Origin of the sequence: Natronorubrum marinum (assembly GCF_052040125.1) — an archaeon.
GTDB lineage: Archaea > Halobacteriota > Halobacteria > Halobacteriales > Natrialbaceae > Natronorubrum.
This window is the reverse complement of the sequence record NZ_JBPPFV010000001.1, coordinates 92,168-114,614: the sequence shown is the minus strand read 5'-3', so window position 1 is coordinate 114,614 and position 22,447 is coordinate 92,168. Positions and strand designations below refer to the sequence as shown.

Annotated in this window: 27 protein-coding genes and 1 pseudogene; 12 read left to right on the top strand and 16 right to left on the bottom strand. The window is 64.1% G+C overall.

Going from position 1 to position 22,447, the window contains the following annotated elements; genetic code table 11:
• The first annotated feature begins 78 nt into the window (after window positions 1-78).
• Window positions 79-501: a hypothetical protein gene (locus ACSFC5_RS00660; RefSeq protein WP_440763350.1), complete on the top strand. Its 423-nt coding sequence runs from the start codon at window positions 79-81 to the stop codon at window positions 499-501.
• A 154-nt stretch (window positions 502-655) separates the two neighbouring features.
• On the opposite strand, the gene ACSFC5_RS00655 is transcribed toward ACSFC5_RS00660, so the two are convergent.
• On the bottom strand, window positions 656-823 hold the full coding sequence (locus ACSFC5_RS00655; RefSeq protein ID WP_440763349.1) for a hypothetical protein: 168 nt from the start codon (window positions 821-823) through the stop codon (window positions 656-658).
• Window positions 824-908: 85 nt separating this feature from the next.
• Between ACSFC5_RS00655 and ACSFC5_RS00650 the strand changes: the two genes are divergently transcribed.
• Window positions 909-1,364 (top strand): hypothetical protein, encoded by a 456-nt coding sequence (locus ACSFC5_RS00650; protein WP_440763348.1) that lies wholly within the window; start codon window positions 909-911, stop codon window positions 1,362-1,364.
• Window positions 1,365-1,454: 90 nt separating this feature from the next.
• On the opposite strand, the gene ACSFC5_RS00645 is transcribed toward ACSFC5_RS00650, so the two are convergent.
• Together ACSFC5_RS00645 and ACSFC5_RS00640 are read right to left on the bottom strand one after the other, a co-directional pair.
• Window positions 1,455-1,844: a DUF5611 family protein gene (locus ACSFC5_RS00645; RefSeq protein ID WP_006089541.1), complete on the bottom strand. Its 390-nt coding sequence runs from the start codon at window positions 1,842-1,844 to the stop codon at window positions 1,455-1,457.
• Window positions 1,845-2,026: 182 nt separating this feature from the next.
• Entirely contained in the window at window positions 2,027-3,055 is a 1,029-nt protein-coding gene (locus tag ACSFC5_RS00640; RefSeq protein WP_440763347.1) for a DUF7093 family protein, read from the bottom strand.
• A gap of 138 nt (window positions 3,056-3,193) precedes the next feature.
• On the opposite strand from ACSFC5_RS00640, the gene ACSFC5_RS00635 reads away from it, so the two are divergent.
• The 4 genes from ACSFC5_RS00635 (at window position 3,194) to ACSFC5_RS00620 (ending at window position 5,464) form a co-directional block, all read left to right on the top strand.
• A complete protein-coding gene (locus tag ACSFC5_RS00635; protein WP_440763346.1) occupies window positions 3,194-3,493 on the top strand; it encodes a DUF6432 family protein in 300 nt (99 codons plus the stop codon).
• Between the two features lie 39 nt (window positions 3,494-3,532).
• Window positions 3,533-4,624, top strand: coding sequence for a CAF17-like 4Fe-4S cluster assembly/insertion protein YgfZ (gene ygfZ / locus ACSFC5_RS00630; protein WP_440763345.1), 1,092 nt, complete (start codon window positions 3,533-3,535; stop codon window positions 4,622-4,624).
• Window positions 4,625-4,727: 103 nt separating this feature from the next.
• Window positions 4,728-4,970 (top strand): hypothetical protein, encoded by a 243-nt coding sequence (locus ACSFC5_RS00625; protein WP_440763344.1) that lies wholly within the window; start codon window positions 4,728-4,730, stop codon window positions 4,968-4,970.
• A gap of 158 nt (window positions 4,971-5,128) precedes the next feature.
• A complete protein-coding gene (locus ACSFC5_RS00620) occupies window positions 5,129-5,464 on the top strand; it encodes a hypothetical protein (RefSeq protein ID WP_440763343.1) in 336 nt (111 codons plus the stop codon).
• A gap of 81 nt (window positions 5,465-5,545) precedes the next feature.
• Here the strand turns inward: ACSFC5_RS00620 and ACSFC5_RS00615 are convergent, their stop codons facing one another.
• Together ACSFC5_RS00615 and ACSFC5_RS00610 are read right to left on the bottom strand one after the other, a co-directional pair.
• Window positions 5,546-6,376, bottom strand: coding sequence for a methyltransferase domain-containing protein (locus tag ACSFC5_RS00615; protein ID WP_440763342.1), 831 nt, complete (start codon window positions 6,374-6,376; stop codon window positions 5,546-5,548).
• Window positions 6,377-6,486: 110 nt separating this feature from the next.
• Window positions 6,487-7,305 carry a helix-turn-helix transcriptional regulator gene (locus tag ACSFC5_RS00610; RefSeq protein ID WP_440763341.1) on the bottom strand — a complete coding sequence of 273 codons (819 nt, stop codon included), beginning with the start codon at window positions 7,303-7,305 and terminating at the stop codon, window positions 6,487-6,489.
• Between the two features lie 181 nt (window positions 7,306-7,486).
• Between ACSFC5_RS00610 and ACSFC5_RS00605 the strand changes: the two genes are divergently transcribed.
• Window positions 7,487-7,906, top strand: a complete 420-nt coding sequence (locus ACSFC5_RS00605; protein WP_440763340.1) for a hypothetical protein — start codon at window positions 7,487-7,489, stop codon at window positions 7,904-7,906.
• A 52-nt stretch (window positions 7,907-7,958) separates the two neighbouring features.
• Here the strand turns inward: ACSFC5_RS00605 and ACSFC5_RS00600 are convergent, their stop codons facing one another.
• Window positions 7,959-8,195: a hypothetical protein gene (locus ACSFC5_RS00600; protein WP_440763339.1), complete on the bottom strand. Its 237-nt coding sequence runs from the start codon at window positions 8,193-8,195 to the stop codon at window positions 7,959-7,961.
• A gap of 371 nt (window positions 8,196-8,566) precedes the next feature.
• On the opposite strand from ACSFC5_RS00600, the pseudogene ACSFC5_RS00595 reads away from it, so the two are divergent.
• Together ACSFC5_RS00595 and ACSFC5_RS00590 are read left to right on the top strand one after the other, a co-directional pair.
• Window positions 8,567-8,794: pseudogene (locus tag ACSFC5_RS00595) on the top strand (transposase); the annotation flags it as partial.
• A gap of 1,046 nt (window positions 8,795-9,840) precedes the next feature.
• Entirely contained in the window at window positions 9,841-11,181 is a 1,341-nt protein-coding gene (locus ACSFC5_RS00590) for a TIGR00341 family protein (protein WP_440763338.1), read from the top strand.
• Window positions 11,182-11,188: 7 nt separating this feature from the next.
• Here ACSFC5_RS00590 and ACSFC5_RS00585 read toward each other — a convergent pair whose 3' ends face one another.
• A complete protein-coding gene (locus tag ACSFC5_RS00585) occupies window positions 11,189-11,380 on the bottom strand; it encodes a glycine zipper domain-containing protein (RefSeq protein WP_440763337.1) in 192 nt (63 codons plus the stop codon).
• A gap of 209 nt (window positions 11,381-11,589) precedes the next feature.
• Between ACSFC5_RS00585 and ACSFC5_RS00580 the strand changes: the two genes are divergently transcribed.
• A complete protein-coding gene (locus tag ACSFC5_RS00580) occupies window positions 11,590-13,017 on the top strand; it encodes an FAD-binding oxidoreductase (RefSeq protein ID WP_440763336.1) in 1,428 nt (475 codons plus the stop codon).
• A 57-nt stretch (window positions 13,018-13,074) separates the two neighbouring features.
• Here the strand turns inward: ACSFC5_RS00580 and ACSFC5_RS00575 are convergent, their stop codons facing one another.
• From ACSFC5_RS00575 to lrp, 3 genes are all read right to left on the bottom strand, one after another.
• The gene (locus tag ACSFC5_RS00575; protein WP_440763335.1) at window positions 13,075-14,505 is read right to left on the bottom strand and encodes an MATE family efflux transporter; all 1,431 of its coding nucleotides are present in this window, start codon (window positions 14,503-14,505) and stop codon (window positions 13,075-13,077) included.
• Window positions 14,506-15,003: 498 nt separating this feature from the next.
• Complete coding sequence (locus ACSFC5_RS00570) at window positions 15,004-16,095, bottom strand: geranylgeranyl reductase family protein (RefSeq protein WP_440763334.1); 1,092 nt, start codon at window positions 16,093-16,095, stop codon at window positions 15,004-15,006.
• 273 nt (window positions 16,096-16,368) lie between these two features.
• The gene (lrp, locus tag ACSFC5_RS00565) at window positions 16,369-16,830 is read right to left on the bottom strand and encodes an HTH-type transcriptional regulator Lrp (RefSeq protein WP_440763333.1); all 462 of its coding nucleotides are present in this window, start codon (window positions 16,828-16,830) and stop codon (window positions 16,369-16,371) included.
• 125 nt (window positions 16,831-16,955) lie between these two features.
• Here lrp and ACSFC5_RS00560 point away from each other — a divergent pair, with 125 nt between their 5' ends.
• Window positions 16,956-17,789 carry a cyclase family protein gene (locus ACSFC5_RS00560; RefSeq protein ID WP_440763332.1) on the top strand — a complete coding sequence of 278 codons (834 nt, stop codon included), beginning with the start codon at window positions 16,956-16,958 and terminating at the stop codon, window positions 17,787-17,789.
• On the top strand, window positions 17,786-18,781 hold the full coding sequence (locus tag ACSFC5_RS00555) for a fumarylacetoacetate hydrolase family protein (RefSeq protein WP_440763331.1): 996 nt from the start codon (window positions 17,786-17,788) through the stop codon (window positions 18,779-18,781). Before ACSFC5_RS00560 ends, ACSFC5_RS00555 begins: the two co-directional genes overlap by 4 nt.
• Window positions 18,782-18,801: 20 nt before the next feature.
• Here ACSFC5_RS00555 and ACSFC5_RS00550 read toward each other — a convergent pair whose 3' ends face one another.
• The 6 genes from ACSFC5_RS00550 to ACSFC5_RS00525 all read right to left on the bottom strand — a co-directional run bounded on the left by ACSFC5_RS00550 (window position 18,802) and on the right by ACSFC5_RS00525 (window position 22,288).
• Entirely contained in the window at window positions 18,802-19,164 is a 363-nt protein-coding gene (locus ACSFC5_RS00550) for a hypothetical protein (RefSeq protein WP_440763330.1), read from the bottom strand.
• Between the two features lie 113 nt (window positions 19,165-19,277).
• Complete coding sequence (locus ACSFC5_RS00545) at window positions 19,278-19,874, bottom strand: GTP-dependent dephospho-CoA kinase family protein (protein ID WP_440763329.1); 597 nt, start codon at window positions 19,872-19,874, stop codon at window positions 19,278-19,280.
• A gap of 2 nt (window positions 19,875-19,876) precedes the next feature.
• On the bottom strand, window positions 19,877-20,074 hold the full coding sequence (gene spt4 / locus ACSFC5_RS00540) for a transcription elongation factor subunit Spt4 (protein WP_436345964.1): 198 nt from the start codon (window positions 20,072-20,074) through the stop codon (window positions 19,877-19,879).
• A 2-nt stretch (window positions 20,075-20,076) separates the two neighbouring features.
• The gene (locus tag ACSFC5_RS00535; RefSeq protein ID WP_090311149.1) at window positions 20,077-20,646 is read right to left on the bottom strand and encodes a DNA-directed RNA polymerase; all 570 of its coding nucleotides are present in this window, start codon (window positions 20,644-20,646) and stop codon (window positions 20,077-20,079) included.
• Complete coding sequence (locus ACSFC5_RS00530; protein WP_440763328.1) at window positions 20,647-21,039, bottom strand: type II toxin-antitoxin system VapC family toxin; 393 nt, start codon at window positions 21,037-21,039, stop codon at window positions 20,647-20,649.
• 16 nt (window positions 21,040-21,055) lie between these two features.
• Window positions 21,056-22,288, bottom strand: a complete 1,233-nt coding sequence (locus ACSFC5_RS00525; RefSeq protein WP_440763327.1) for a translation initiation factor IF-2 subunit gamma — start codon at window positions 22,286-22,288, stop codon at window positions 21,056-21,058.
• Between the last annotated feature and the right edge of the window lie 159 nt (window positions 22,289-22,447).

Sequence of the window (22,447 nt, the reverse complement as noted above, 5' to 3'; positions counted from 1 at the left end):
CTGTTCGAGTTATCTACAGCATTCACCAACAGAACTGTAGTCAGAAGATATTTAGTTACATTTCTGAATGATTTTGTAATGAATCGCCGCTACGTGTTAGCCTCAGCATCCGCCGGAATGATACCAATTATTGCGGGATGTCAACGGTTTCGGCATACTTCAGCACAACCTACTTCCGTAGGAATTATTGAATTGATAAATCAGCGTTCTGGCACAGCCCGATTTCAAGTATATCTCGAGACGGAAAGCGAGGTCGTGTTCTGGGATTTTTACGAGCTCGAAGGCACCGATACAGATAGGTCAACTACGCTAGTGATAGATGAGGATTTGCCGGTAGACATCAGTGAAGAACTAACCATCCGGGTTTGGATAGATGGCGTTTGGGAATCGGCCGTATTATCTGATTATGAATGTGTATACGCTGGCGCTTGGGCCAGGCACACTTCGGAAGATGATATCTCAGTAATTATCCAAGAATATGATGATTGTCCAGATGAATGATTGGCATAGCGTGTTGATTTAGATCTGTGTTCTACTATTCGTCTGCTCGTGATCGTGCCTCGAGGGCTGATAGCGTCAAACAGATCAACAACGGTGTGTGGCCGATCCCGCAGTCGCCCCTTTTAGAATCGACCGCCCGCCCGTTCGATTCCGCTCACTCGTCGTAGAAGAAGTAGCCGGCGAGACCCGCGAGCCCCAGTGCGAGCGTGATGTACGGCCAGTTTCCGGCGTCGGTGTCCGTCAGGTGGGCGTGGCCGGCGACAAAGACCGCAAAGCCGACGTGAGCGACCAGCGTCGCGAATAGGAACGCGGCGATATCCATCGTTCGGGTGATTTGACGGTCCGGTAATAGCCGTTTCGGAGTCTCGAGCAAAACGTTCTCGAGGCCCGCCAACGAACGATGCCGTGTGAACCGACGCGCGTTCGTCGCCCTCGTCCTATCCATCGCCCTCGCGGGCTGTCTGACGCGGCTCGGACTCGCCGATCGCGTCGAGATTACCCGGAAATCCGTCCGCCTCCAGCCGACGGAGACGGACGATCCGATCGACGCGGCCGTGCGGCGATACGATCCCGACGAGGGGGCGTCCTACGATGGCGAGATCCACGACGCCCTCGCCGACGAGATCGGGGCCGACGATCCGCTCGAGCTTTCGGACGCCCTCGTCACGGAACTCGAGCGCGAGTTCGAGACCATCGAGTATCGGATCCGCGCCTGCGAGACGGACGAGAGCGACGACTGTCGACGGACGACGGTCGTCCGCGAAGATTTCAACGAGATCGAGGTCGGCGACGTCGCCGATTTCGTCTTTCGTAGCTCCGGGGGACTGGTTTCCGTCCACGAGCGACGGGACCAGCGCGACTGATCGATTGGTCGTCGTCGCAACGTCCGCGGTAGCGCGGACGGCGAGCTATCCGTGATGCTACGTCCGAAAAGCCCGACAGCGATTCTCCGATCAGGCGTCGACGTCGTGGTCCGGATCGTCCTCGACGGATCGCTTCATCGAGTCGCGGCGGGACTTGGCGTCCCGGCCGGTGGCCTCGAGCAGGAAGTCGTTTTTCGCGTCGACGGCGTCGGCCGCGGCCTCGAGTTCGTCGGGACCGAGTTCGGTCGGATCGCGTTCGTAGAACTCGACGCCGAGTTTGTCCTTCTTGCCGGAGTACTCGATCGTCCCGGCGACGACCTTCTCGAAGACTGGGTTGTCGGGTTCGCCGATCACGAAGAGGTCGCTACCTTTGTACTCTTCCGTGTCGGTGATGGGGCCGAAGTAGTCCACGACCGTCGACTCCATATCGGGGATTCGCTCCTCGAGATACTCACCGCGACGCATCTTGTACTCCTTCATGAATCGGAAATACACGGCGGACTGTTTACCTCTTTTCATAGCCGATCTCTCATCGCTTCGACAGACGGCGTGTGCAGCGGCTGGTAACGGGGAGTCACGACCCAGCTCTGCTGTCGCGGCGAATAACGTCGGTCGATCGGTCCCAACGAGCGTTCGGCGACTCGTCGCGCGGGTCGGCTGCGCTACTGCTCGCGCTCGCTGAGGTAGCCCTTCCGGCACTCGGGACAGATGTCGCCGGCGCGAAGCGAGCTGCGGTCGCTGCCCGCGACGTACTCGCATCGCGGACAGTAGAACTCGGAGGGGACGTCGTCGCGAGCCGTCCCGCCGCTCTGACCGGGCGTCGGCGCGGTCGCAGCTCGCTCGATGCCGGAGCCCGAATTGCCGCCGGCGTCGGCCTGCGCCGTCGTATCGTCCGCGTTCTGACCGTCCGACGGGTTCGGCCCCGTCGTGGTCACCGAGCGGGCGTCGGCCGCCGCGGGCGACTCGGCTCCGTTGGTCGCACCGGTATCGTCCTCGAGGACGATCGCGTCGTCGGTGACCTCGGTGTCCGCGTCGACGAGTTCGGCGTCGTCGTCGACCTCGGCGGCTGGCGTGGCGTCGGCGTCGCCCGCCTCCGCGTCGTCGTCGCTGTCAGGCCACTCCGTCGGTTCGTTTTCCGCGCCGACGGGCGGCCCGACGTCCTCCGAATCGGGCCACTCGCCGTGTTCGCGGTCGCGGTCGACCGTCGACTCGTCGTCCTCGAGGATTTCGCCGTCGTCGGTGATGGGGTCGCCGTTCTCGTCGGTCGGAACGTCGAACTCGTCCGCCTCGTCGTCGGCCGTCGGCTCGGTCTCGGGTGCACCGGCCGCTGGCGCGGCCGAATCGGCGTCATCGTCGTCGGCGTCGATGAACGACGCGTCGTCGCCTTCGGAGAACTCGACCTCGGTGCCGGCCTCGCCGGCCGCGTCGGGTGGCGTTTCGACGGTATGGCCGTCGGTCGGTGCAGTCGTGTCGGACTCGATATCGTACTCGTCGGGAAGCGCGTCGGCGGCCGTCTCGGCGGAGAGGCTCGTTACCTCGGTGTTCTCGCTAATGACGTTCCGATCGCCACAGCGCTCACACTCCTCGTACTCCTGGACGGTTACGACGACCTCACTGCCCCGTTCTTCGCGCTCGCGTTCGACGTCGGTCTCGCCGTAGTCGTGTCCGAGCAGCGAACATCGCAGGACCATTGTCCCACCGTACCCAGTCACGGCATAAAAAACGTACTGCCTCTCGAGACACGAGTTATCCGACGGCCGTCTCGATCGGTCGCTGCCTGCCCGGTGAACGACAAACGTCAAATCCCCGGTCGTCGAAGACGGAGACGGATGAGAGCAAAGCGGGAGTACCGGGACCGGGAGTCGACGGAGGTGGCGGTACTCGACGCGCTCGTCGATCGTACCGCCGACGGCATGACCGTCTTCGAACTCCGCGCCGCCGTCGAGGTCGACATCGACGAACTCGAGACCGCGCTGTCGACGCTCAAGGAGGACGGCCTGATCACCGTCGAATCCGGGACCAGCGAGACCGTCATCAAGCCCGCCGACCGGGTCGTTCCGGAGACGCCGGCCGACGAAGACGAGGCGCAGACGATCGGCGACTGGATTCGCGACCGCCTCCCCTTCTGAATCGAAACGCCTGTGGGGTACAGGCTCCTGAGAGTAGGCATGAGCGTCATCGAGTCTATTCATACCGATCACGGCGCGACGTTCGGCGAACGGGACGGCCGAACGATCGTCGAGCACTTCGGCCGGCCCGAGCGAACCCACCGCGCGGTCCGCAACGGCGTCGGCCTGCTCGAGTTGGCCTACGGCGTCGTCGTCGTCGAGGGCGACGACCGCCTCGAGTACGTCGACAACGTCGTCTCGAATCGCGTGCCGGCCGAGGACGGGCAGGGCTGTTACGCGCTCGTCCTCGATCCTCAGGGCGGCATCGAACTCGAACTCTACGTCTACAACGCGGGCGAGCGCCTCTTGCTCTTTACGCCGCCCGCAGAGGCCGAACCGCTGGCCGAGGACTGGTCCGAGAAGGTGTTTATCCAGGACGTCGACATCCGCGTCGCGACCGACGACTACGCGATCTTCGGCGTCCACGGACCCCACGCCACCGAGAAGATCGCCAGCGTCCTCAACGGCGCGGCGTCGCCCGACGAGCGCTACTCGTTCGTCCGCGGGACGATGGGCGACGAGGGCGTGACCGTCATCCGCACCGACGCGCTCACCGGCGAGGAAAGCTACGAGGTTATCTGCGGAGTCGACGACGCCGAAGCCGTCTACAGCACCCTCGAGACGCAGGGGCTCAACGCCGCGCCCTTCGGCTACCGAACGCTCGAGAGTCTCGCGCTTGAGGCCGGTTCACCCCTGTTCGAGACCGAACTCGAGGGCACGCTCCCGAACGTGCTCGGCCTGCGAAACGCCCTCGACTTCGAGAAGGGCTGTTACGTCGGCCAGGAGGTCGTCTCCCGCGTCGAGAACCGCGGCCAGCCGAGTCGGCGGCTGGTGGGGCTGACGCTCGAGGGCGAGGCAGTTCCGGATTCGGGCGCGGCCGTCTTCGACGGCGACGCCTCCGTCGGCGAGGTCACTCGTGCGGGCGAGAGTCCGCTGCTCGAGGCCGTCATCGCCCTCGCATTCGTCGACTACGGCCTCGAGAGCGACGAGTTGACGGTTCGGGTCGGCGGTGAGGAGGTCCCCGCGACCGTGACTGGGTTGCCCTTCCTCGAGGGATCGGACTCGTCCGACCGGTTACCAGCGTATCAGTAACGCCCGCGTTCGGCATCCAGCAGTCGAACGACGCAACGACGCGCGCCGTCTCATATTCACCGTCTCCGACATAGTTACCTCGGTTGACAGCAAACGACCAGCTGTGTCCGATCTGGTCCTCGTTCTCCTGGCCGGCCTCTTCATCGTTCAGATTCCGATGGCTATCCTCGTCTACATCGACGCGAGACGGCTCGGACTCGAGAACCCCGAACAGTACGACCTGGGAATTATCCTCCCAGCAGCCGGCTTTCTCGTCTTCGCCTACTACGTGTCGAAACGAGGAACGCTCGCACGGCGAGCCGCGGAGACCGACGACGAGCAACGATCCGAGCACGAACGCGCCTGATGGTCTCGAGCCCGTTGCTGGAACCCGCCAGCCGGTATCACGGATAGCGCTACTGGAGGTCGCTACGGGCTCGAGTCGGTCGGATCGACTGTCCGACCGCCTGTAGTCCACCCCAGAAGAATAGATGGGTTTTTGATGTTTCCGTCCGAGAGAGCCGTATGTTCGAAACGATGACGATCGTTCTCTCGGTCGTCTTTCTGGTCGGCGGGCCGCTCGCCGTCGCCAACGGCTATCGGATCTACACCGCAGAACAGCGTGCCAGGGCGAATCGACTCTGGCGGATCTGGATCGCGATGTCGGTCCTCGAGAGCGTCGTCGGACTCGTCTGTTTGATCTGGATCCTGACGCGGGGACTGCCGACGATCTGGCTCTTTACCGCGCTGACGGCCGTCCCGCTACCCCTGGCCCTCGTTCAGTGGCGCATGCACGAGCGCATGGAGTTTACGGGCTGGATGGACGACTGGTTCGCCGGCCGCGGCTCGAGTGAGTCCTAACGCGGCTTCACACGCCTGATTCGGATTCTTTGAGGCCGGGAGTCTCCTCTTCTGTCGACAGCCGGCGAACGCGTTCCGTTGTCACCCGTCTGCGGTAAGGCAGTACGATTCCATCGGAAAGACGACTCCCTCGTGGTCGGTGTACGCGTCGAGCCCGTCCTCGACCGCTCGGATCAACTCGTCGCGAACCGTCCCCTCGGCGGCGGCGATCGGCTCGGCCAGCGGTGAGCTTGCGGCTTCTCGACGGACGAATTCCTCGATCGAGGGATAGCGCATCGAACCGATCTCGATGGTGATCGATACGTCGTCGAACCCCGCCTCGCGGGCGAGCGTTCGGAGGGCGTCCCCGTCCCACGCGGGAAACGGTGAGCGCATCATCGCCCCGGCCTCGTCCCCGATATGGCGCTCCAGCGCGTCGGCAGCGACGACGTAGCCGGGCTGGTACTCCAGCGGTCGCCAGACGCTGAGCGCCGCGCGCCCGCCTGACGCGAGGACCCGATGCATCTCCTCGAGTGCAGCGGACGGCTCGTCGACGAACTGGAGGGCCTGTTGGCAGCAGACGACGTCGAATCGTCCGTCGGGAAACGGGAGGTCGGTCGCGTCCCCTCGTCGCCAGTCGATCGGAGGTCGAGGTTCGGCGTCGGTCGTCTCCGCCGCCACCGCGAGCATTCCCTCGTTGATGTCGAGCCCCACGACGGCTCCGCGTTCACCAACCCGAGAGACGGCGCTGCGCGCCACGATGCCGGTCCCGCACGCGACGTCTAAGAGCCGGTCACCGTCTTGCAATTCGACGGCATCGAGGAGCCGTTCGGCCCACGGGGCGAACAGCGGTGGGACCAAGTACCGTTCGTAAGCCTCGGAGGCGGGTTGTTCGAGCTGCCAGCCGGTGGATCGACGTTCCTGATCGCTCATGACAGTTCACCACGAACTCGAGTACGCGGTAGGCGAATGTATAATTTTCTAGTGAAATATTTCACGGCGTGAACGCAGCGGCCGGCAGAACGGGAGGTCGGTGGCACCGCTCACGGGAGCGACTCGACCGAGAGGAGGTCGTCCGCCGCCTCGAGTGGGCTGGCTTCCTCTCGGAACCGCTCGTAGTACGACGTCGCCCACCCGTGCATTTCGTCGCTCCCCGTGTCGACGAGAGATCGGAGCGATCCGGTCTCGTGATCGTAACAACAGATGCTGACCCGGTCGTCGAAGAGGCAGATCCCACACCGTTCGTCTATCGGCAGGTCGTCGTGTAACAAGACGGTGTAATTGGATCGCGTGGTCGCCTCGGCGACGGTTTCGCCGTCCCACGACAGGAGTTCCTCGAACACGCCAGGCGGATAGATATATTCACACGCCAGGTCGTCCAGGGCGCGGTCGAAGAAGGGTTTCAAGTTACTCGACTTGAGCATCGCCATCCCGAACCCGCGCATCGTCGAAGTCTCCGCGAGGAGGTTCGTGAGACGTTCGACGGGCTGATAGGGGTATCCGGGGCCCGGAACGGAGACGACCGCGTCGGTGAACAGGTCGATGCTGAACCCCTCGACCTCGTGGGGCAGCCACGGCCAGACCTCCCGGAGTCGTCGCTCGAGCGCCATTGCGTCGACGAACGTCTCGAATCGATCGGCGACGAACTCGCCCAACTCGGTCAGCCGGTACGTTCGTCCCTCCCGTTCGATCCAGTGGCGATCCTGAAAATCGGCGAGGATTCGTCCCATCGTCGGCGAGGAGGCCCCCGTCGCGGCGCGCAGGTCGTTCCGATCACACGAGCGTTCGGCCAGCGTCTCGAGTACCCCGACGCGGTGGTCGGAGCGGACGAGAAAGTCGATATTGTCGAGCGTCTCTCCCATGGTCGTGGTACGATGTGACATACGATAATCGTGCAGGTGGAGCGCCGGCCGAACGGTCTCGTTCGACCGAGCACCGGCTGCTAGCGGGGTTCACCCGACGGATGACTTCCGCACCGTCGCACGGCCCCATCCCGGAACTGGCCGGCCGCACCGTCAAGGACGCCGACGGCGGACGCCCGCTATGGGCTCGAGTCACGACACTCCGATCGATACCGCCACGGATTTCGAGGAACTGTCCGCACGTCTGCGTACGCAGTCGAGCGACGCCCCCGGCTCCGACACCGCGCGCGTGACGATCCGCTCGCTCGACGAGGTCAGCGCCGACTCGCTCTCCGAGTTGCTCGAGGCGGGCGCAAACGACGCCGCCGACCCGTCCGATCTCGTCTTCGTGCTCTCGCGAGCGAACGCCGAACTCCTGCTCGAGCGGGAGTTCGACATCGACGATGCGGACGAACTCGAGGACGTTCTGGGACGACCGGTACAGATCGAGGACGAGATGCCCGACGACACGATCCTCCTGCTGGATCCGGACGCGGTCGACGGCGAGGAGATCCGCAATCCCGACGCCATCGCCTGCGGGATCGTCGGCGCCGATCACTAGTCGCGGTCAGCCGTGATCGATCGAAAAAGCACCAGCGTGTGACCGAGCGCGCTCAGCGCTCCGGCGATCCCAGTCGACAGCCACACGGCGAGGCGACGTGGTCGGTCGGGCCGGTGGTGACCACGATGGCGACCGTCTCACCGCAGTTCGGACAGGACGGGTAGTCGGACTCCGCGAGCGGCCTCGAGTGCGTCCGGCGCTCCGGGTGAATCTCGAGGGCGTCGTCCGCCGGCGAGCCGTCGGGTTCGGCTGGCGATTCCTCGTCGTCTACCGACGAGTCATCGACCATCGCCCCTCGACCTCGAGTTCGGGCCGACGAGTGACGAGCAGCCGTTGACGGGCGCTGTCGCTATTCGAGTACGGTACCTCGGTCGTGCGGGACGTTTATGTCCCGGCAGAAGTAACGCGAACATGGCTTTCGAGCCTCTCGGCTGGAAGCCACGTCTCGGGTGTTCCTGCACCCGGGGCATTTCAGCGCATGCCCGCGCGACGAGTTGAACGCGGCTTCCGTGCTGATCGTATCGTGGCAGATACTTATAATATCGGGATCAGGTTCTCGAGGACGGCCGTCTGTGGAATGCCCCGGGGTAGTTCGGCGGTAATTTTGCCGAGCGATTGCGTCACCTCGTCCAGTGCCCAGATTTCTGTGTCCATGTAAGACAGGACGTCCAACTGAAGCAATCAATGCAAGCTAAGACGTACAACCGCCGGAGTGGCATCGAACGAACCAACGAGTCAGTCAAGGACTGCGGCCTCGGGCGTGTGTTCGACCGAGGCCGCGTCCATGCACGAGCGCAGGTGTTCCTTGCACTGTGTCTGCGCCTCGTCGTCGCAATCACCAACTACGAACGAGGAGGCAATCCAGAAAGTACCGTGATCACGGTGTGAGAACTCTTCTATGACACCCTCAGTGTTGTTTGATAGGCACATTCACAGCAAGCAGACGTTCTAACTAAGCGGCTTTATGTAGTGCTGAACCGCTTTGCGACGCGAACCCGGTATTTATCATGATTATCATGGAGTTACGCTTTAAGAAGGCTATTCTTTTTCAACTGTTCGTTTCAATATTCGCGGTGTGAGTACAAGAGCAGTAGGAGCAATGACAAACACCAGGAACTGTGCAACCTCGTCTTCGACAAGAAAGAATCCTACCCCGGCAAGCAGAACAGCATCAAATACAGCTATTCCCCGTCGAAAGAGCGGATTTCGAAATAGTGACGGAGTTTGTGACATGTTCCATTCACAACAAATTCTGGGTTAGAATGGCAAAAGATTTTGATCAAATGATCTGAACTTGTAAAAGAAAATATGGCCAAACAGTCACCCGCTGAAAGTCAGAGTGAACAACTGAAAACTCATCTCTATCCCGACACGTTCGGACAAGTGTTCGGAACAGTGGCTGTCGTAGGGGGAAGTTCGTTTCTATTTTCAGTTATTGGGCTTGTTGTATATGCAGCAACGTTGCCAGACGGAGTCATGATTCCACAGTCCAACCCTCTCGTAGTTGTCGGGATCGTGTCGTGGGCCTGTGTGACAATCTCATTGTGGGGGTACGTCGTCTGGGCGACCCTGAAACTCCGTAACCAATCACGAGATTCTAACCAATCATCACGCTGGAATGACACGGGTGAAGACTTGTATGAGCGGCGACAACGTCGGATACTCATCGCATTCGGTGTCGGAATATTCGCTCTGCTCGCTCCTGTGGCCATACTTACTGGCAGTCCTGGACGCTTCTAATAGATCCGAGCAAAACCGACTCGAGGTGTTTTGGTGAATCGCCAGACAGCACCGACTACGAACGAGGAGACAACCGGGGGCAGCGCCGTAATCACAGTGTGAAAACTCTTCTATGACACCCTCACGAGTGAAACCAACGATCACCCGTCCACTGCCGACCGCAGTACTTTCCGCGGGTCGATGGTGTCCCCGGTATGCGCTACCTCGAGATTACGGTCCCGAAGGGGAAACGGCGGGCCGTCCTCGACATCTTAGAGGAGGAGGGGGTCGACTACGTCGTCAGCGACGAGACGAGCGGGCGAGGGTACACGGCCGTCGTCCGATTCCCGCTGCCGACGCGGGCCGTCGAACCGGTGCTCGACCGGCTGAAGCGAGCCGGCATCAGCGACGACTCCAGCGTCGTCGTGATCAACGCCGAGACGGTCCTCTCCGAACAGTTCTCGACGCTTCGCGATCAGTACAGCCAGGGCGGCAAGGGGGCTCGCACCTCGAGACAGGTCCTCCGGACGAAGGCCGACGAACTCACGCCGCCGTTTACCATCTACGCCGTCATGCTGCTCATCAGCGCCGTCGTCGCCACCGCGGGACTGCTGGCGGACTCGCCGGCGGTCGTCATCGGCGCGATGGTCATCGCCCCGCTGCTCGGGCCCGCACTCGCGGCCAACGTCGGCATCGTCACCGCTGACGACCGACTCAAGGCGACCGGCTTCAGCTACCAGTTCGTCGGCGTCGCAATAGTCGTCGGCGCCTCGATTATCCTCGCCGCCCTCGCCCGGTTCGCCGGCCTCGAGCCCGCGGGGGTCGATATCGTCGTCGCAACCGAACTCGAGGAGCGCGTCTCGCCGAACCTATTCTCGCTCGCGGTCGCGCTGGGAGCCGGGATCGCCGGCATCCTGAGTCTGACGCGGGGCTTCTCGGAGGCCATCGTCGGCGTGATGATCGCCGCGGCGTTGATCCCCCCCTCCGCCGCGGTCGGGATCACGGTCGCCTGGGGGATGTACGGCGCGGCGATCGGCGCCGCCGTCCTCGTGGTCGTCAACCTCCTCTCGATCAACCTCGCCGCGCTGGCGACGCTGTGGGTGGCCGGCTATCGTCCGCAGGGGTTGTTCGAAGTGTCGCCGAGCCGAACGCCGACGTACACGTACGCGACGATTTTCGGAATTGGGCTCCTGGTGCTCGCCGCGCCGCTGGCCGGCGTCACGCTGCTCGATTTCCACACGACCCAACTCGAGTCGTCGGCCGAGGACGAGGTCGAGGCGGTGCTCGCGGAATCCGAGTACGAGCATCTCCAGAACGAAGACGTCACGATCGAACTCGACGGCGACTACCCGATCCAGTCGGTCGATCGGGTCGTCGTCACCGTCGGCAGCGAGGAGCCGGGACCCGAGTCGGGGCTCGCCGATCGGCTCTACGAGGCGATCGAACCGCACGGCGACGGGTCGCTGGTCGTCGAGGTGCAGTACGTGGTCGTCGAACAACGCGGTGGCGAAACCGAGACGCAGCGGGTGACGAGTCGGTTCTCGAGCGGGGCCTAAGCGACGCTCACTGATTCATTCCGGCGCCGAGAGCGACGCCGATGGCGATGCCGATCGGCAGCCACAGCGCCAGATTGTCCGTTGCGATACCGATCGAGACGCCGATCGCCATTCCGATCGCGATTCCGGCGCCGAAGCCCGTCTCGTCGAACCCGTCGCTATCGTCCGATTCGGATCCCGGCGCTGCAGGGTCAGCCATACCGGCTGAAAGTGCGCTGGGGTGATAACTGTCTCCCGCGCTCGAGTCGGCCGACGAGTGGACGCTCGGACCACTGGACCGAGTGCCGTCATCGTCCGCCGACTTGGCCGGTTCCAGACGCTCAATCGTCGACGCTGTCGTATCTACACGGTTGATCATCGTATAAATCGTCAAACTAGTTTATCGCCGTTGGTAGCGTAGTTCGACCTATGGCAACAGTAGGCAACACACCAGGGGACCGGGCGCTGGCCGATCTCCCGAGCGGCCACGTTCGGGCGTTCGAAGCCGACTTCTCCGGCGACGTCGTCTGTCCGACGGATCCGGAGTATGAACGGGTTCGGCAGGTCTGGAACGGAATGATCGACCGGCATCCGGCGATCGTCGCCCGCTGTGCCGGCGTCGCCGACGTCGTCGCGTCGGTGACGTTCGCTCGAGACCACGACCTGCCGCTCGCGGTTCGGAGCGGCGGACATAACGTGGCCGGGACGGCCGTCTGCGACGGCGGCCTCGTCGTCGACCTCTCGACGATGCGGAGCGTCCGCGTCGATCCGGACCGCCGAACCGCTCGCGTCGAGGGCGGCGCGACCCTCGGCGATGTCGACCGCGAAACGCAGCTGTTCGGCCTCGCGACGGCCCTCGGCGCGGTTTCGGAGACTGGCGTCGCCGGGTTGACCCTCAACGGCGGCTACGGCCACCTGAGTCGGCAGTACGGACTCGCACTGGACAACCTTCGGAGCGTCGACGTCGTGACCGCGGACGGAAAGGTCCACACCGCAAGCGCCGACCGGAACGCGGACCTGTTCTGGGGGCTCCGCGGCGGCGGTGGCTCCCTCGGCATCGTCACCTCCTTCGAGTTCGACCTTCACGAGGTCGGTCCCGAGGTGTACGCGTTCTTCGTGTGGTTCCACGCCGACGATGCGGCCGCGGTGATGAAGCGGACCCTCGAGTGGTCCGACGACGCGCCGCGAGAGGCGGGCGTGCTCGCCTTCGCCGCGCACGTTCCCGACCTCGAGGAGTTTCCCGCGGAGGCGTGGGGCGACCCCGCCGTCGCGATGCTCGGCTCCTTTCGGGGTGACCTCGAGACGGCCGCCAACGTTTTCGACCCGCTACGGACGAGTGCGACGCCGATCGTGGATCTCAGCGGATCGATGGACTACGTCTTCCTGCAGTCGATGCTCGACGAGGACTACCCCGACGGACTCCGGTACTACTGGAAGGCGGTCTACCTCACCGAGGTCACCGACGAGGTCGTCGATATCGTGGTCGGGTACAACGAGTCCGCTCCGTCGGCTCTCTCGACGATCGACCTCTGGTGTCTCGGCGGCGCGGTCGAGGACGTCCCGTCGGACGCGACCGCGTTTTTCCACCGGGACAAGCCCTACATGCTCACCGTCGAAGCCAACTGGGAGGATCCCGACGACGACGACGCGAACGTGACCTGGGCTCGCGAAGCGATCGCCGAAACGAGCGAGCTGGCGGTTGCGTCGGGGAGCTACGGGAACTTCCCCGGCCTGAACGAGGATCCCGCGAAACTCCGCTTCGGCGACAGCTACGAGCGGATGGTCGATCTCAAAACCGAGTTCGATCCGGAGAACCTGTTCGGCGGACCCGTCGCCCCACGAACCGGTGGCGACTGACGGCGGTCGCCGGCCTCGCGGAAGCGACGGTCGGTATTCGCCGAGCCGTCCGCGATTTCAATCGGCGTCGTCAGAAGGCCGGTACCGCCGACTCACGACCTTCCAGCGGCCGCTGTGGAACAGCCAGTAGTTGATCCCGCCCGGGACGAACGTCTCGAGCACCAAGGCGAGGTAGAGCGCGGCGACGCCGAGGGGCGTGACCAGCCCGAGTGCGGCTACGGGGACCGCAAATACGTAGCGGCCCACCAGCGAGGCGACGAACGGCCAGCGGGTGTCGCCTGCGCCGAGCAGTGCTCCGGCGGCCGCGCCGTCGATTCCGAAGCCGACCGAACTGACCGCGCCGACCGTGACGAACGTTGCGGCGAGCGCGACTTCCTCCGACCCGCTCACGAACAGGCTCGCGATCGGTTCGGCGAAGACGACCACGAGCGCGGCGAGTCCGGCGAAACACACCACCGAGAGCCGGATGATCGCCGCGCCGTAGGCGCCCGCCTCGTCCTCTGCACCCGATCCCAGTTGTTGGCCCACGAGCGAACTCGAGGCCAGCGAGAGCCCCCAGTTGACGCTGTTGATCACGCTGCGGACCCGACGGCCGACCTCGAGGGCGGTGACGACCACGGGACCGAACGTCGCGGCGATCCACAGCAGCGGGAAGACGACGATCCCCTGGGCGAGTTTGCGACCGATCTCGGGCGTCGAGATCTCGATTACCTGCCGGAGCATCGTCGGCTCGAGCCAGCCACCGGAACGCGTGATCGGGACGGGACTCGGCTCCATGCCGAGCGCACCGTAAGATCGACCCACCATCCCCCATCCGAGAACGACGGTGACGAACCCTGTCGAGAGCGTCGTGCCGATCGCCGCGCCGGCGACGTCGAGGTCGAAGCCAAAGATGAGGATCGCGCTCAGCACGACGTTGAGGATCGCCCCGCCTGCGCGGGCAACCATCTCCGTGAACGTGTCGCCGACGCCCGTGTAGGTCCGGCTGGCGATCAGGTTCAGGAGTTCGAACAGGACGGCCGGCGCGACGAAGACGAGGTAGGTGCGCCCGTGTGCGAGCGAGGCCGGTTCGGCGCCGAAGAGGCCGATCAGCGAGTCCGCAAAGAGCACGAAGACGGCGACGATCGGCAGTGCGATGATAGTCGCGAGGAGGACGCTCTGTTTCACCACGAGCGAGGCGCGGCGGGTCTCCTCGCCGCCGTAGTTCTGGGAGACCAGACTGACGGTGCCGCCGGCCAGCCCCAGTCCGATCATCGTGACGATTTCCCAGAACGCGAGCGCGTACGCCAGCCCCGCGGTTCCCGCCGTCCCGACCGCGATGCCGACCATCGCCAGGTCGGCCGTCTGCTTGGACATGATCGCAAAGCCGGTCACGATCCGGGGCCACGCCAGATCCGCGGTCGGGCGGAACCGCTCGGCGTCGATGATGCCGAGTCGCTCGAGGCCTCGCGCGACGAACTCGACTGCGGATCGCTGCCGGCCGGTCATCTACTGGCCGTTTCGGGACGGACGCCTTCGGTCTGTCGGCTGCGAGTTCTACCCGCACGCGTCGGCGATTCGGATTCGGGCGACTCGAGAATCAGTCGGCAGGCGAACGAACGTGTTCGGCACAAGAGTACAGGCCGAAGCGATCGGATTATCGTCGTGCGGGCACACGGACGACGTCGAGGACGACACGGTTACACCACCTCCGGGCACAGCACGGTTACACCGCTCGCGGAAACGAGTCCGTCGGCGTACGGAACGCGATCCGGTTCGACGCTCGAGGCGCTCCGGGACGGCGAGAAGGACGGTTCGCTCGCGAGTCCGCGTCTCACTGACGATGGTGAGTGGATTCGTTGGGCACACGGACGGCTCCACGTCGGAGCGTCACATCCACCCACCATTTGAGCGAAAGGCGCAACTATTGTTAAATACTGCGGCCATATTCTCGATACTGTATAACCATATTCGCCGGTCCGGTTCGGATATCGCGCTTTTACTGTGTCAGTTTCGCGAGCGAGAGAGCATCGCTTTCAGGTGCGAGGGCGAGACGAGCGACGTCGGCCGGTCCATGTGGACGCCGATCTCGCCGGAGAGCGCGCCGAGGCCGAGATGCTGGAGAGGCTCGGGCAGCGAGTAGGCCCGACGGAGGTAGTGGCCGAGTTCCTGCTCGCGTTCCAGGTCGTCGCGCCAGGCGTGCTCGTAGGCTGCGAGCGTGGTCGGCCGGTCCGGGTCGATCTCGCGGGCGGCGTGGTCGGCGCTGGTCATGCTGTAGAGGATGCCGCCGCCGGTGAAGGGTTTGGTCTGGGCGGCCGCGTCGCCGATCAGGAACGCGCGTCGGCTCGTGACGCGGTCCGGCGGGCCGATCGGGATCGGGCCCGAGCAGCGGTGGGAGACGTCGATCTCGTAGCCGTCGATCAGCTCCTCGAAGTGTTTGGTGACCTGGACGCCCGGCGGCGCCGCGAGCCCGTACTCGACGCCGGCATCACCGCGGGGGATGCGCCAGGCGAAAAAGGTCGGCGCGGTGAGGTGGACGTCGACGAAGTCCTGGTGGTCCTCCTCCTCGGAGAACGCCAGCACGCCGTGGAGGAGTTCGTCGGGTTCGGGGAGGTCGAGTTCGTCCCGCACTCGCGATCGAGCCCCGTCACAGCCGGCGAGCATCTTCGCCTCGAACTCGACGGTGCCGTCGGGACCGTTGGCGGTGATTTCGACGCGGTCGTGGTGTTCGGTGACCGCCGTGACGGTGTGTTCCTCCCGGACGTCCGCGCCCGCCTCGCGCGCGAGATCAGCGAGGTGGCGATCCAGTCCGACGCGGTCGATGACGCTCGACGCGACCTCGCTCTTATAGAAGGGGTAGGCCTCGCTGTGCGGCCCGCCGACGTGGAATCGCGCGCCGTAGATCTCGTTCTGGAACAGCTCCTCGCGCGCGCCGTCGCCGGTGAACTCCCAGACGTCCGTGCTCACGTGCCCCGAGCAGGCCAGCGGCTCGCCGATCGTCCCCTTCTCTACGGCCAGCACGTTGTAGCCGTCTTCGGCGGCGCGGCGGGCGAAGCGCGCTCCCGGCGGTCCGACGCCGACAACGACGAAATCGTACATGTTCATGGGGTTCTCGTGAGCGTGTAAATACCTTCTCGAGATTCTCTCCGACGTGTCGACGATGGCTCTCGAAGCGACGCCGGGAGAGTCGAGTTCTCACCGCCGGAGTCGACCATCGCTCTCTCGCCGTCGGCAGGTCCGGGACGGCGGCTCGTCGGGGCCGCGATTCGGAACGGCGCACCGGTGCTGTGGCTACCGATGCAGAAGCGATTCGGTCGCCCTATTGGGGTCTCCAGCGCGAAAACGGTCTACTCCCGGTTGGAGCGATTTCGTTCAGTCGTCGTCGGTCTCGAGTTCGAACTGTTCGTTCTCGGCGACGGTGTTGAGGACGATGCTCGTGTTCGACTGGTTGATGTCCGGATCGGTGATCAGGGTCTTGATCTGGTCGTTCATATCGTCGGTGTCTTCGAACTTGCCGATCGCGATCACGTCGTAGTCGCCCGTGACCTCGTAGACCGAGATCATCTGTCGGTGGTCCCGGAGCGTCTCGGTGATCTCGGGCAGCGCGTGGCCCTCGGCTTTGAGCTGCATGATCGCGGTGACGTCGTAGCCGACCGCGTCGTAGTTGACTTTCGGCGTGTAGCCCTCGATTACGCCCTCCTCTTCGAGATCGGAGAGGTGGTTGGAGACCGTCGTCACCGAGACGTCGAGCTCTTCGGCGAGGCTGCGGAGGCTCGCGCGACCGTTGTCGAGAAGTTCGTTTACCAGATCGTCATCCAGTGTTTCGTAGGTCATTATACAATATCAATCACTCTTTGTATTAGGAGGTTACGAATATCCAGTTCTATTCGGTGGGGCGTATCGTCGTCCAGTCGACCGTCGCAGTCAGCTTCAAATACGTGCTTCGAAACGTAGTTGCTATGAGCGGATTGGTGACAGCCGACGATGCAACGTTGATCGACCTGAGCATCGGCCTCGAGGACGACCCACCGAGCGAGCCGATGCCGCCGTCGATCGACGCGTTCGACCACGAGGCCGGTGCCGAACGCCTCGCGGAGAACCTCCGCGGACTCGGCCACGACATCGAGGCGAGCGACTTTCCCGGCGGAATGGGGCTGGCCTGGGAGGACCTCGCGGTCATCCCTCACGCCGGCACCCACATGGACGCCCCCTGGCACTACGGTCCCGAGGTCGACGGCGAACCGGCGAAGACGATCGAGGAGGTGCCACTCGAGTGGTGTCGTGGCAACGCCGTCGTGCTCGACTTCCGGTGGATGGATCCCGGCGAGGAGATTTCGGTGGCGAATCTCGAGGACGTCCTCGACGACATAGATCACGAACTCTCGCCCGGCGAGATCGTCCTGATCCAGACCGGTGCGGACGAGCTCTGGGGACACCCGGAGTACCTCACCCAGTTCCCCGGCATGAGCGCCGCGGGGACGAAGTTCCTCGTCGAGCAGGGCGTGAAAGTGATCGGCACGGACGCCTACGGCTTCGATAAGCCGTTCACCGCGATGGGTGAACGCTACGTCGAGTCCGGCGACGAGGATGACCTATGGCCGGCCCACTTCGCCGGCCGCGAGGTCGAGTACTGCCAGATCGAGAAGATGGCGAACCTCGACGAGTTGCCCCGGAAGACCGACATCCCGATCGTCGCGTTCCCGGTCACAATCGAGAACGGGAGCGCGGGCTGGGTACGTCCCGTCGCGTTCGTCGAAGACGACGACGGCGAGACCGCGGGTGAGAACGCATGAAACTCGCGACGTTCGAAGTGCAGACCCCCGTCGGGGCGATCGAACGCATCGGTGCCGTCGACGAGTCGACGGCGGACGATGAGACGCCTGCCGGGGCGGCCACCCTCGTCGACCTCACCGCAGCCTACGCCGCAGCCCTCGAGGCCGAGGGCGAACCAGCACCCGTAGACCTCGCCCGCGCCCACGTGCCGCCGGAGATGATCGCCTTCCTCGAGCGCGGTGATCGAGCGATCGCGGATGCGCGGGAGGCCCTCGAGTACGCGGCCGAAACGGATCGCGAGCGCGGCCCCGGCGGGGCCAAAATTCGGTACGAACCCGGCGAGTACGACCTACTCGCGCCCCTCCCACGGCCGAACTCGCTGCGTGACTTCATGGCGATCGAAGAGCACGTACAGAACAGCATGGACGGCGAGATCGACGACGTCTGGTACGAGTTGCCGGTCTACTATAAGGGCAACGCCGACAGCGTGGTCGCCCCCGGCGAGACGGTGCAGTGGCCCGATTACTCGTCGATTATGGACTACGAACTCGAGATCGCGGCCGTAATCGGCAAACGGGGTCGAGACATTCCCGCTGACAAGGCTGACGAGTACATCGCCGGCTACACCGTCTTCAACGACTTCAGCGCCCGCGATATCCAGGGAAAAGAGATGAAGGGACGACTCGGCCCGGCGAAGGGCAAGGACTTCGCCAACGGACTCGGCCCTTATTTCGTGCCCGCCGAGGATATCGACGTCCTCGAGGCCCCCATGACCGCCCGAATCGACGGCGAGGTCTGGTCGGAGGGCACCGTCGACGAAATGTACCACTCCTTTTCGGATATCATCGCACACGTCTCCCAGTCCGAGACGCTCCACCCCGGCGACGTCATCGGGAGCGGGACCGTGGGCGGGGGCTGCGGGTTGGAACTGGGCACGTGGCTCGAGGACGGCGATACGGTCGCACTCGAAATCGAGGGGATCGGCACCCTCGAGCACACCGTCCTCGAGTAGACTCTCCTCGCTCGTGCACCTCACTGTGAGTCCGTCTCGGCGTCCACGGCCGCCACACTCGAGGAGAGCAGGAAGCCGACGACGCCGATGTAGCCAACGAAGAGTTCGATGCTGATGTCGCCTGTAGTGAACTGCTGACTGAAGGCGACGGGGCCGATACTGACGCCGAACAGTCCGATCGCGTACCCGAGTCGATCGATCGGCCGATCGAACGCGGGGAACTCCCGCAACAGCAGCCGGTGATACCTGACACCGAAGTATCCCCAACCAGTGTACATCGCGATAACGGCGGCGATCAGGAACCAGTTCGAACTGAACGCGACGTACAGCGCTCCACCGACGATCGATCCGAACCCGAGCCCTCCGAGAACGGCTCTATCCATCGGTTAAAAAACACATCTAATTGATAATACGTCTTGTGAACCGCTCCGCGAATCGACCACCGCGCGTCCACCGCAACGGGAGCGACGCGATCGATCGCAGCGGCGGACAGACCCTACGACCGGTCCTCGAGCAACTCCCAAAATCGCTCCGTATTGCCGTCGAAACGCTCGAGCAGGTCACGAATCTCGGTCCGGTGGTCGTCGCTCACTTTCACGTGGACCATCCCCTCGTCGGGCTGGCCGTAGACGACGCTTGCCCCCTCCGGTGCGGCGACGATCGCGGGCAGCGCGACCAGATCCTCTTCGCCCTCGACGAGGATGGTCGTCGGCTCGTCGCTCGCCATGGCCTCGCGAAGCGCCTCGATCATCTCTGCCGAGAGCTCCGCGGGCGGGTTGACGGCCTCGATGTTGGTCGATTCGGTGACGGTCTCTCGGATCTCCTCGTCGACGGCCGATCGCTTGGTTCGTTCGTCGACCACCGCGACGTCGGGCGCGCGGCCGGCCTGCAAAAAGTGGTAGGTGACGACATCGCCGACGGCGATCAGCGGGCCGTCGACGGCCTCGAGGAGCGCGTCGGCGTCGGTCTCGATCGGGCCCATCGGCTCCTTAAGCTCGTGGCGAAGGTCGTCGGGGAGAACCAGTAGCTGGTCGTCGGCGTCGGTGGCTGCCGCGTCGTCGCTCGAGCCGCCCGGTTTGTCGTCCCGAGTCACGGTTACCGGACTTTCAGCGCGTACGCGCCGGGTTCGGTGACCTGCATCTCGGTCGCAATTTCGCTCTCCTCAGGGTGGGCGATGACGACGTAGCCGGCCCAATCCTCGGTCAGTGACGAGGAGTTACAGGCGTCGCAGGTCTCGTTGTCCGGTTCGTTGACCCGGTGGCACTCGCGACAGACGAGCCGATCCGATGCCATGGTTATTCACCCGCAGCCGCTTCCTGCTTCTCGTGGTCTTCCTCGAGCCAGCCGTGCTTGCCGAGACCGGGCTGTTTGGCCGTCAGGCCGATCTTCGAGTCGCGCGGGTTGCGCTCGTCGATACTCTTGGTGACGATCCGTGCGCGGACGGCGTCTTCGACGCCCAGCGTCCGGTTGGATTCGTTCGAAGCGAGCTGCTGGTTCTCGCCGTCGTAGGCGAGGTACTCGTCACTGATCTGTGAGACGTGGAGGAGCCCGTCGACGGGGCCGATCCCGACGAAGGCGCCGAACTCGACGACCTCGACGACGGTGCCGTCGACGACCTCCTGCATCTGTGGATCGAACGTGACGGCGTCGAACGTGGCCTCGTAGTAGACGCCCGGCCGGTTCGGCAGTACCGTCCCTTCACCGATATCGTCGACGTCGGTGACGGAGACGATGCTGCCGACCTCTTCGTCCATCCGTCCCTCGAGTTTGTCCTGCAGCAGTCGCTTCACGAGGTCCGGCGAAACGTCGCCGAGCTCCTCGGGCGGTACTTCTACCGTGTCCGTTAGGGTGACCCGCTTGTACATCTATGGTTGAGTGATCGCTAACTTGTTTCTCCCGCGTAATGCAATTACCGGTACGCTCGCCGCGAGTATCCGGTCGCCCAGCGGGCGGTCGTTCGTGACGACGTAGTCGACCCCTCCCTCGCGGGCGAGTTCGACCAACGCGTCGTCGGCGTACGACGCCTCCGTATCGACGACGAGACAGCGTTCGGTCGCCAGATCGTGCCCGACGTTCGCGGCCGTTCCCTCGGTGCCTCCTTTCTCGGAGAGGCGCCGGAGTTCTTCCACGACAGCCTGTGGGATCGTCGGCTCGTAGGCGTCGACGACTCGATCGAGTTCGTCGAACAATCGGACGTCGAGTTCGACCGGCATCATGAGGGCACTCGTATCGAGTGCGACCCGCGTCGGCGTGCTCATTCGTCTTCAGTCGGCGTTACTCCGTGAGCGTTCCGAGTCCGATCAGCCGCCAGCGTGCGCCGATGCGGCGGTTGATCGCGATCTTTGCCCCCGGTTCGGCGGCGACGGGTCGTTTGAGATTGACCTCGCACTCGCCCTCGCGAGCGCTGGTGACCGCGCCGACGGTCGTCGCCGTCCCGACGGTCATCATCAGCGGTTCGCCGGTGCTGATCTCGTCGACCGTCTCGCCGCTTTCCGCGCCGACCACGCGCTCGAGTAGGTCGACCTCCATCGTGAACTCCTGCCACGTCGGCGGGAGCGAGCCGGGCGGGCCGGCCAGTCGGCCGGCCAGCGCGTCGCCCTTCGTCAGCGCCGGATCGAGTCCGGTACCGACGCCGAGTAAGCCGCCCGGGCTGACGGTGTCGACCGTCTTGCCGCCGGCCTGCAGCGAGCGGATCGTCGTCTCGATCGGGACGTACTCGGTCTGGCCGCCCTCTTCGACCTCGCGGCCGGGTTTGATCTCGATCTCGTCGTCGACCGAGAGCTCGCCCTGGACCAGGCTGCCGCCGAGAACGCCACCGGCGAGGTCCTCGTAGGTCGTTCCCGGCTTGTTGATGTCGAAACTGCGGGCGACGTGCATCCGCGGATCGGCGTCGGGATCCCGCTCCGGCGTCGGGATCTCCTCCTCGATCGCCTGAATCAGCAGGTCCATGTTGACCTCCTGGCCGGCCGAGACGGGAACGACGGGTGCGTCTTCGGCCACGGTACCCTCGACGAACTCCTGAATCTGTTCGTAGTTGTCCCGGGCCGTCTCGCTATCGACGAGGTCGACCTTGTTCTGGGCGATAACGATGTTGTCGATGCCGATGATATCGAGCGCCATCAGGTGCTCTTCGGTCTGGGGCTGTGGGACGGACTCGCTGGCGCTGACGACAAGGACGGCACCGTCCATCAGCGAGGCACCAGAGAGCATCGTCGCCATCAGGGTCTCGTGACCCGGGGCGTCGACGAACGACACGGTCCGCAGCGGCTCGCTTTCGGAGCCGTCCGGACACTCCTCCTCGACGGTGTAGCACTCGGGTTCCTCGGCCCCCTCGCAGTAGCGGAACGTCGCGTCCGCGTAGCCCAGCCTGATGGAGATCCCGCGTTTCATCTCCTCCGAGTGCTGGTCGGTCCAGGAGCCGCTGAGCGCCTGGACTAGCGTCGTCTTGCCGTGGTCGACGTGACCGACGAGCCCGATGTTCACCTCCGGTTGTTGAGTTCCTGCCATAAGACGGTAAGTAATCTTAGGTAGGCCTATCCCCGTGCGCTTGATAAACCTACTGTTCTGGTCTCTCCGGATCGGGATGACGACGGTTCCTGCAGCGGATCACGGACGTCACGGTGACTGACTGGACGAGTGACTACTCCTGGAGCACACCGGGGGAAT

Excerpts from the sequence above, each read along its gene's own strand:
- ACSFC5_RS00660 (WP_440763350.1), top strand. The coding sequence starts at position 79 with ATGAATCGCCGCTACGTGTTAGCCTCAGCATCCGCCGGAATGATACCA.
- ACSFC5_RS00655 (WP_440763349.1), bottom strand. The coding sequence starts at position 823 with ATGGATATCGCCGCGTTCCTATTCGCGACGCTGGTCGCTCACGTCGGC.
- ACSFC5_RS00645 (WP_006089541.1), bottom strand. The coding sequence starts at position 1,844 with ATGAAGGAGTACAAGATGCGTCGCGGTGAGTATCTCGAGGAGCGAATC.
- ACSFC5_RS00640 (WP_440763347.1), bottom strand. The coding sequence starts at position 3,055 with ATGGTCCTGCGATGTTCGCTGCTCGGACACGACTACGGCGAGACCGAC.
- ACSFC5_RS00635 (WP_440763346.1), top strand. The coding sequence starts at position 3,194 with ATGAGAGCAAAGCGGGAGTACCGGGACCGGGAGTCGACGGAGGTGGCG.
- ygfZ (WP_440763345.1), top strand. The coding sequence starts at position 3,533 with ATGAGCGTCATCGAGTCTATTCATACCGATCACGGCGCGACGTTCGGC.
- ACSFC5_RS00620 (WP_440763343.1), top strand. The coding sequence starts at position 5,129 with ATGTTCGAAACGATGACGATCGTTCTCTCGGTCGTCTTTCTGGTCGGC.
- ACSFC5_RS00615 (WP_440763342.1), bottom strand. The coding sequence starts at position 6,376 with ATGAGCGATCAGGAACGTCGATCCACCGGCTGGCAGCTCGAACAACCC.
- ACSFC5_RS00610 (WP_440763341.1), bottom strand. The coding sequence starts at position 7,305 with ATGGGAGAGACGCTCGACAATATCGACTTTCTCGTCCGCTCCGACCAC.
- ACSFC5_RS00605 (WP_440763340.1), top strand. The coding sequence starts at position 7,487 with ATGGGCTCGAGTCACGACACTCCGATCGATACCGCCACGGATTTCGAG.
- ACSFC5_RS00600 (WP_440763339.1), bottom strand. The coding sequence starts at position 8,195 with ATGGTCGATGACTCGTCGGTAGACGACGAGGAATCGCCAGCCGAACCC.
- ACSFC5_RS00590 (WP_440763338.1), top strand. The coding sequence starts at position 9,841 with ATGCGCTACCTCGAGATTACGGTCCCGAAGGGGAAACGGCGGGCCGTC.
- ACSFC5_RS00585 (WP_440763337.1), bottom strand. The coding sequence starts at position 11,380 with ATGGCTGACCCTGCAGCGCCGGGATCCGAATCGGACGATAGCGACGGG.
- ACSFC5_RS00580 (WP_440763336.1), top strand. The coding sequence starts at position 11,590 with ATGGCAACAGTAGGCAACACACCAGGGGACCGGGCGCTGGCCGATCTC.
- ACSFC5_RS00575 (WP_440763335.1), bottom strand. The coding sequence starts at position 14,505 with ATGACCGGCCGGCAGCGATCCGCAGTCGAGTTCGTCGCGCGAGGCCTC.
- ACSFC5_RS00570 (WP_440763334.1), bottom strand. The coding sequence starts at position 16,095 with ATGTACGATTTCGTCGTTGTCGGCGTCGGACCGCCGGGAGCGCGCTTC.
- lrp (WP_440763333.1), bottom strand. The coding sequence starts at position 16,830 with ATGACCTACGAAACACTGGATGACGATCTGGTAAACGAACTTCTCGAC.
- ACSFC5_RS00560 (WP_440763332.1), top strand. The coding sequence starts at position 16,956 with ATGAGCGGATTGGTGACAGCCGACGATGCAACGTTGATCGACCTGAGC.
- ACSFC5_RS00555 (WP_440763331.1), top strand. The coding sequence starts at position 17,786 with ATGAAACTCGCGACGTTCGAAGTGCAGACCCCCGTCGGGGCGATCGAA.
- ACSFC5_RS00550 (WP_440763330.1), bottom strand. The coding sequence starts at position 19,164 with ATGGATAGAGCCGTTCTCGGAGGGCTCGGGTTCGGATCGATCGTCGGT.
- spt4 (WP_436345964.1), bottom strand. The coding sequence starts at position 20,074 with ATGGCATCGGATCGGCTCGTCTGTCGCGAGTGCCACCGGGTCAACGAA.
- ACSFC5_RS00535 (WP_090311149.1), bottom strand. The coding sequence starts at position 20,646 with ATGTACAAGCGGGTCACCCTAACGGACACGGTAGAAGTACCGCCCGAG.
- ACSFC5_RS00530 (WP_440763328.1), bottom strand. The coding sequence starts at position 21,039 with ATGAGCACGCCGACGCGGGTCGCACTCGATACGAGTGCCCTCATGATG.
- ACSFC5_RS00525 (WP_440763327.1), bottom strand. The coding sequence starts at position 22,288 with ATGGCAGGAACTCAACAACCGGAGGTGAACATCGGGCTCGTCGGTCAC.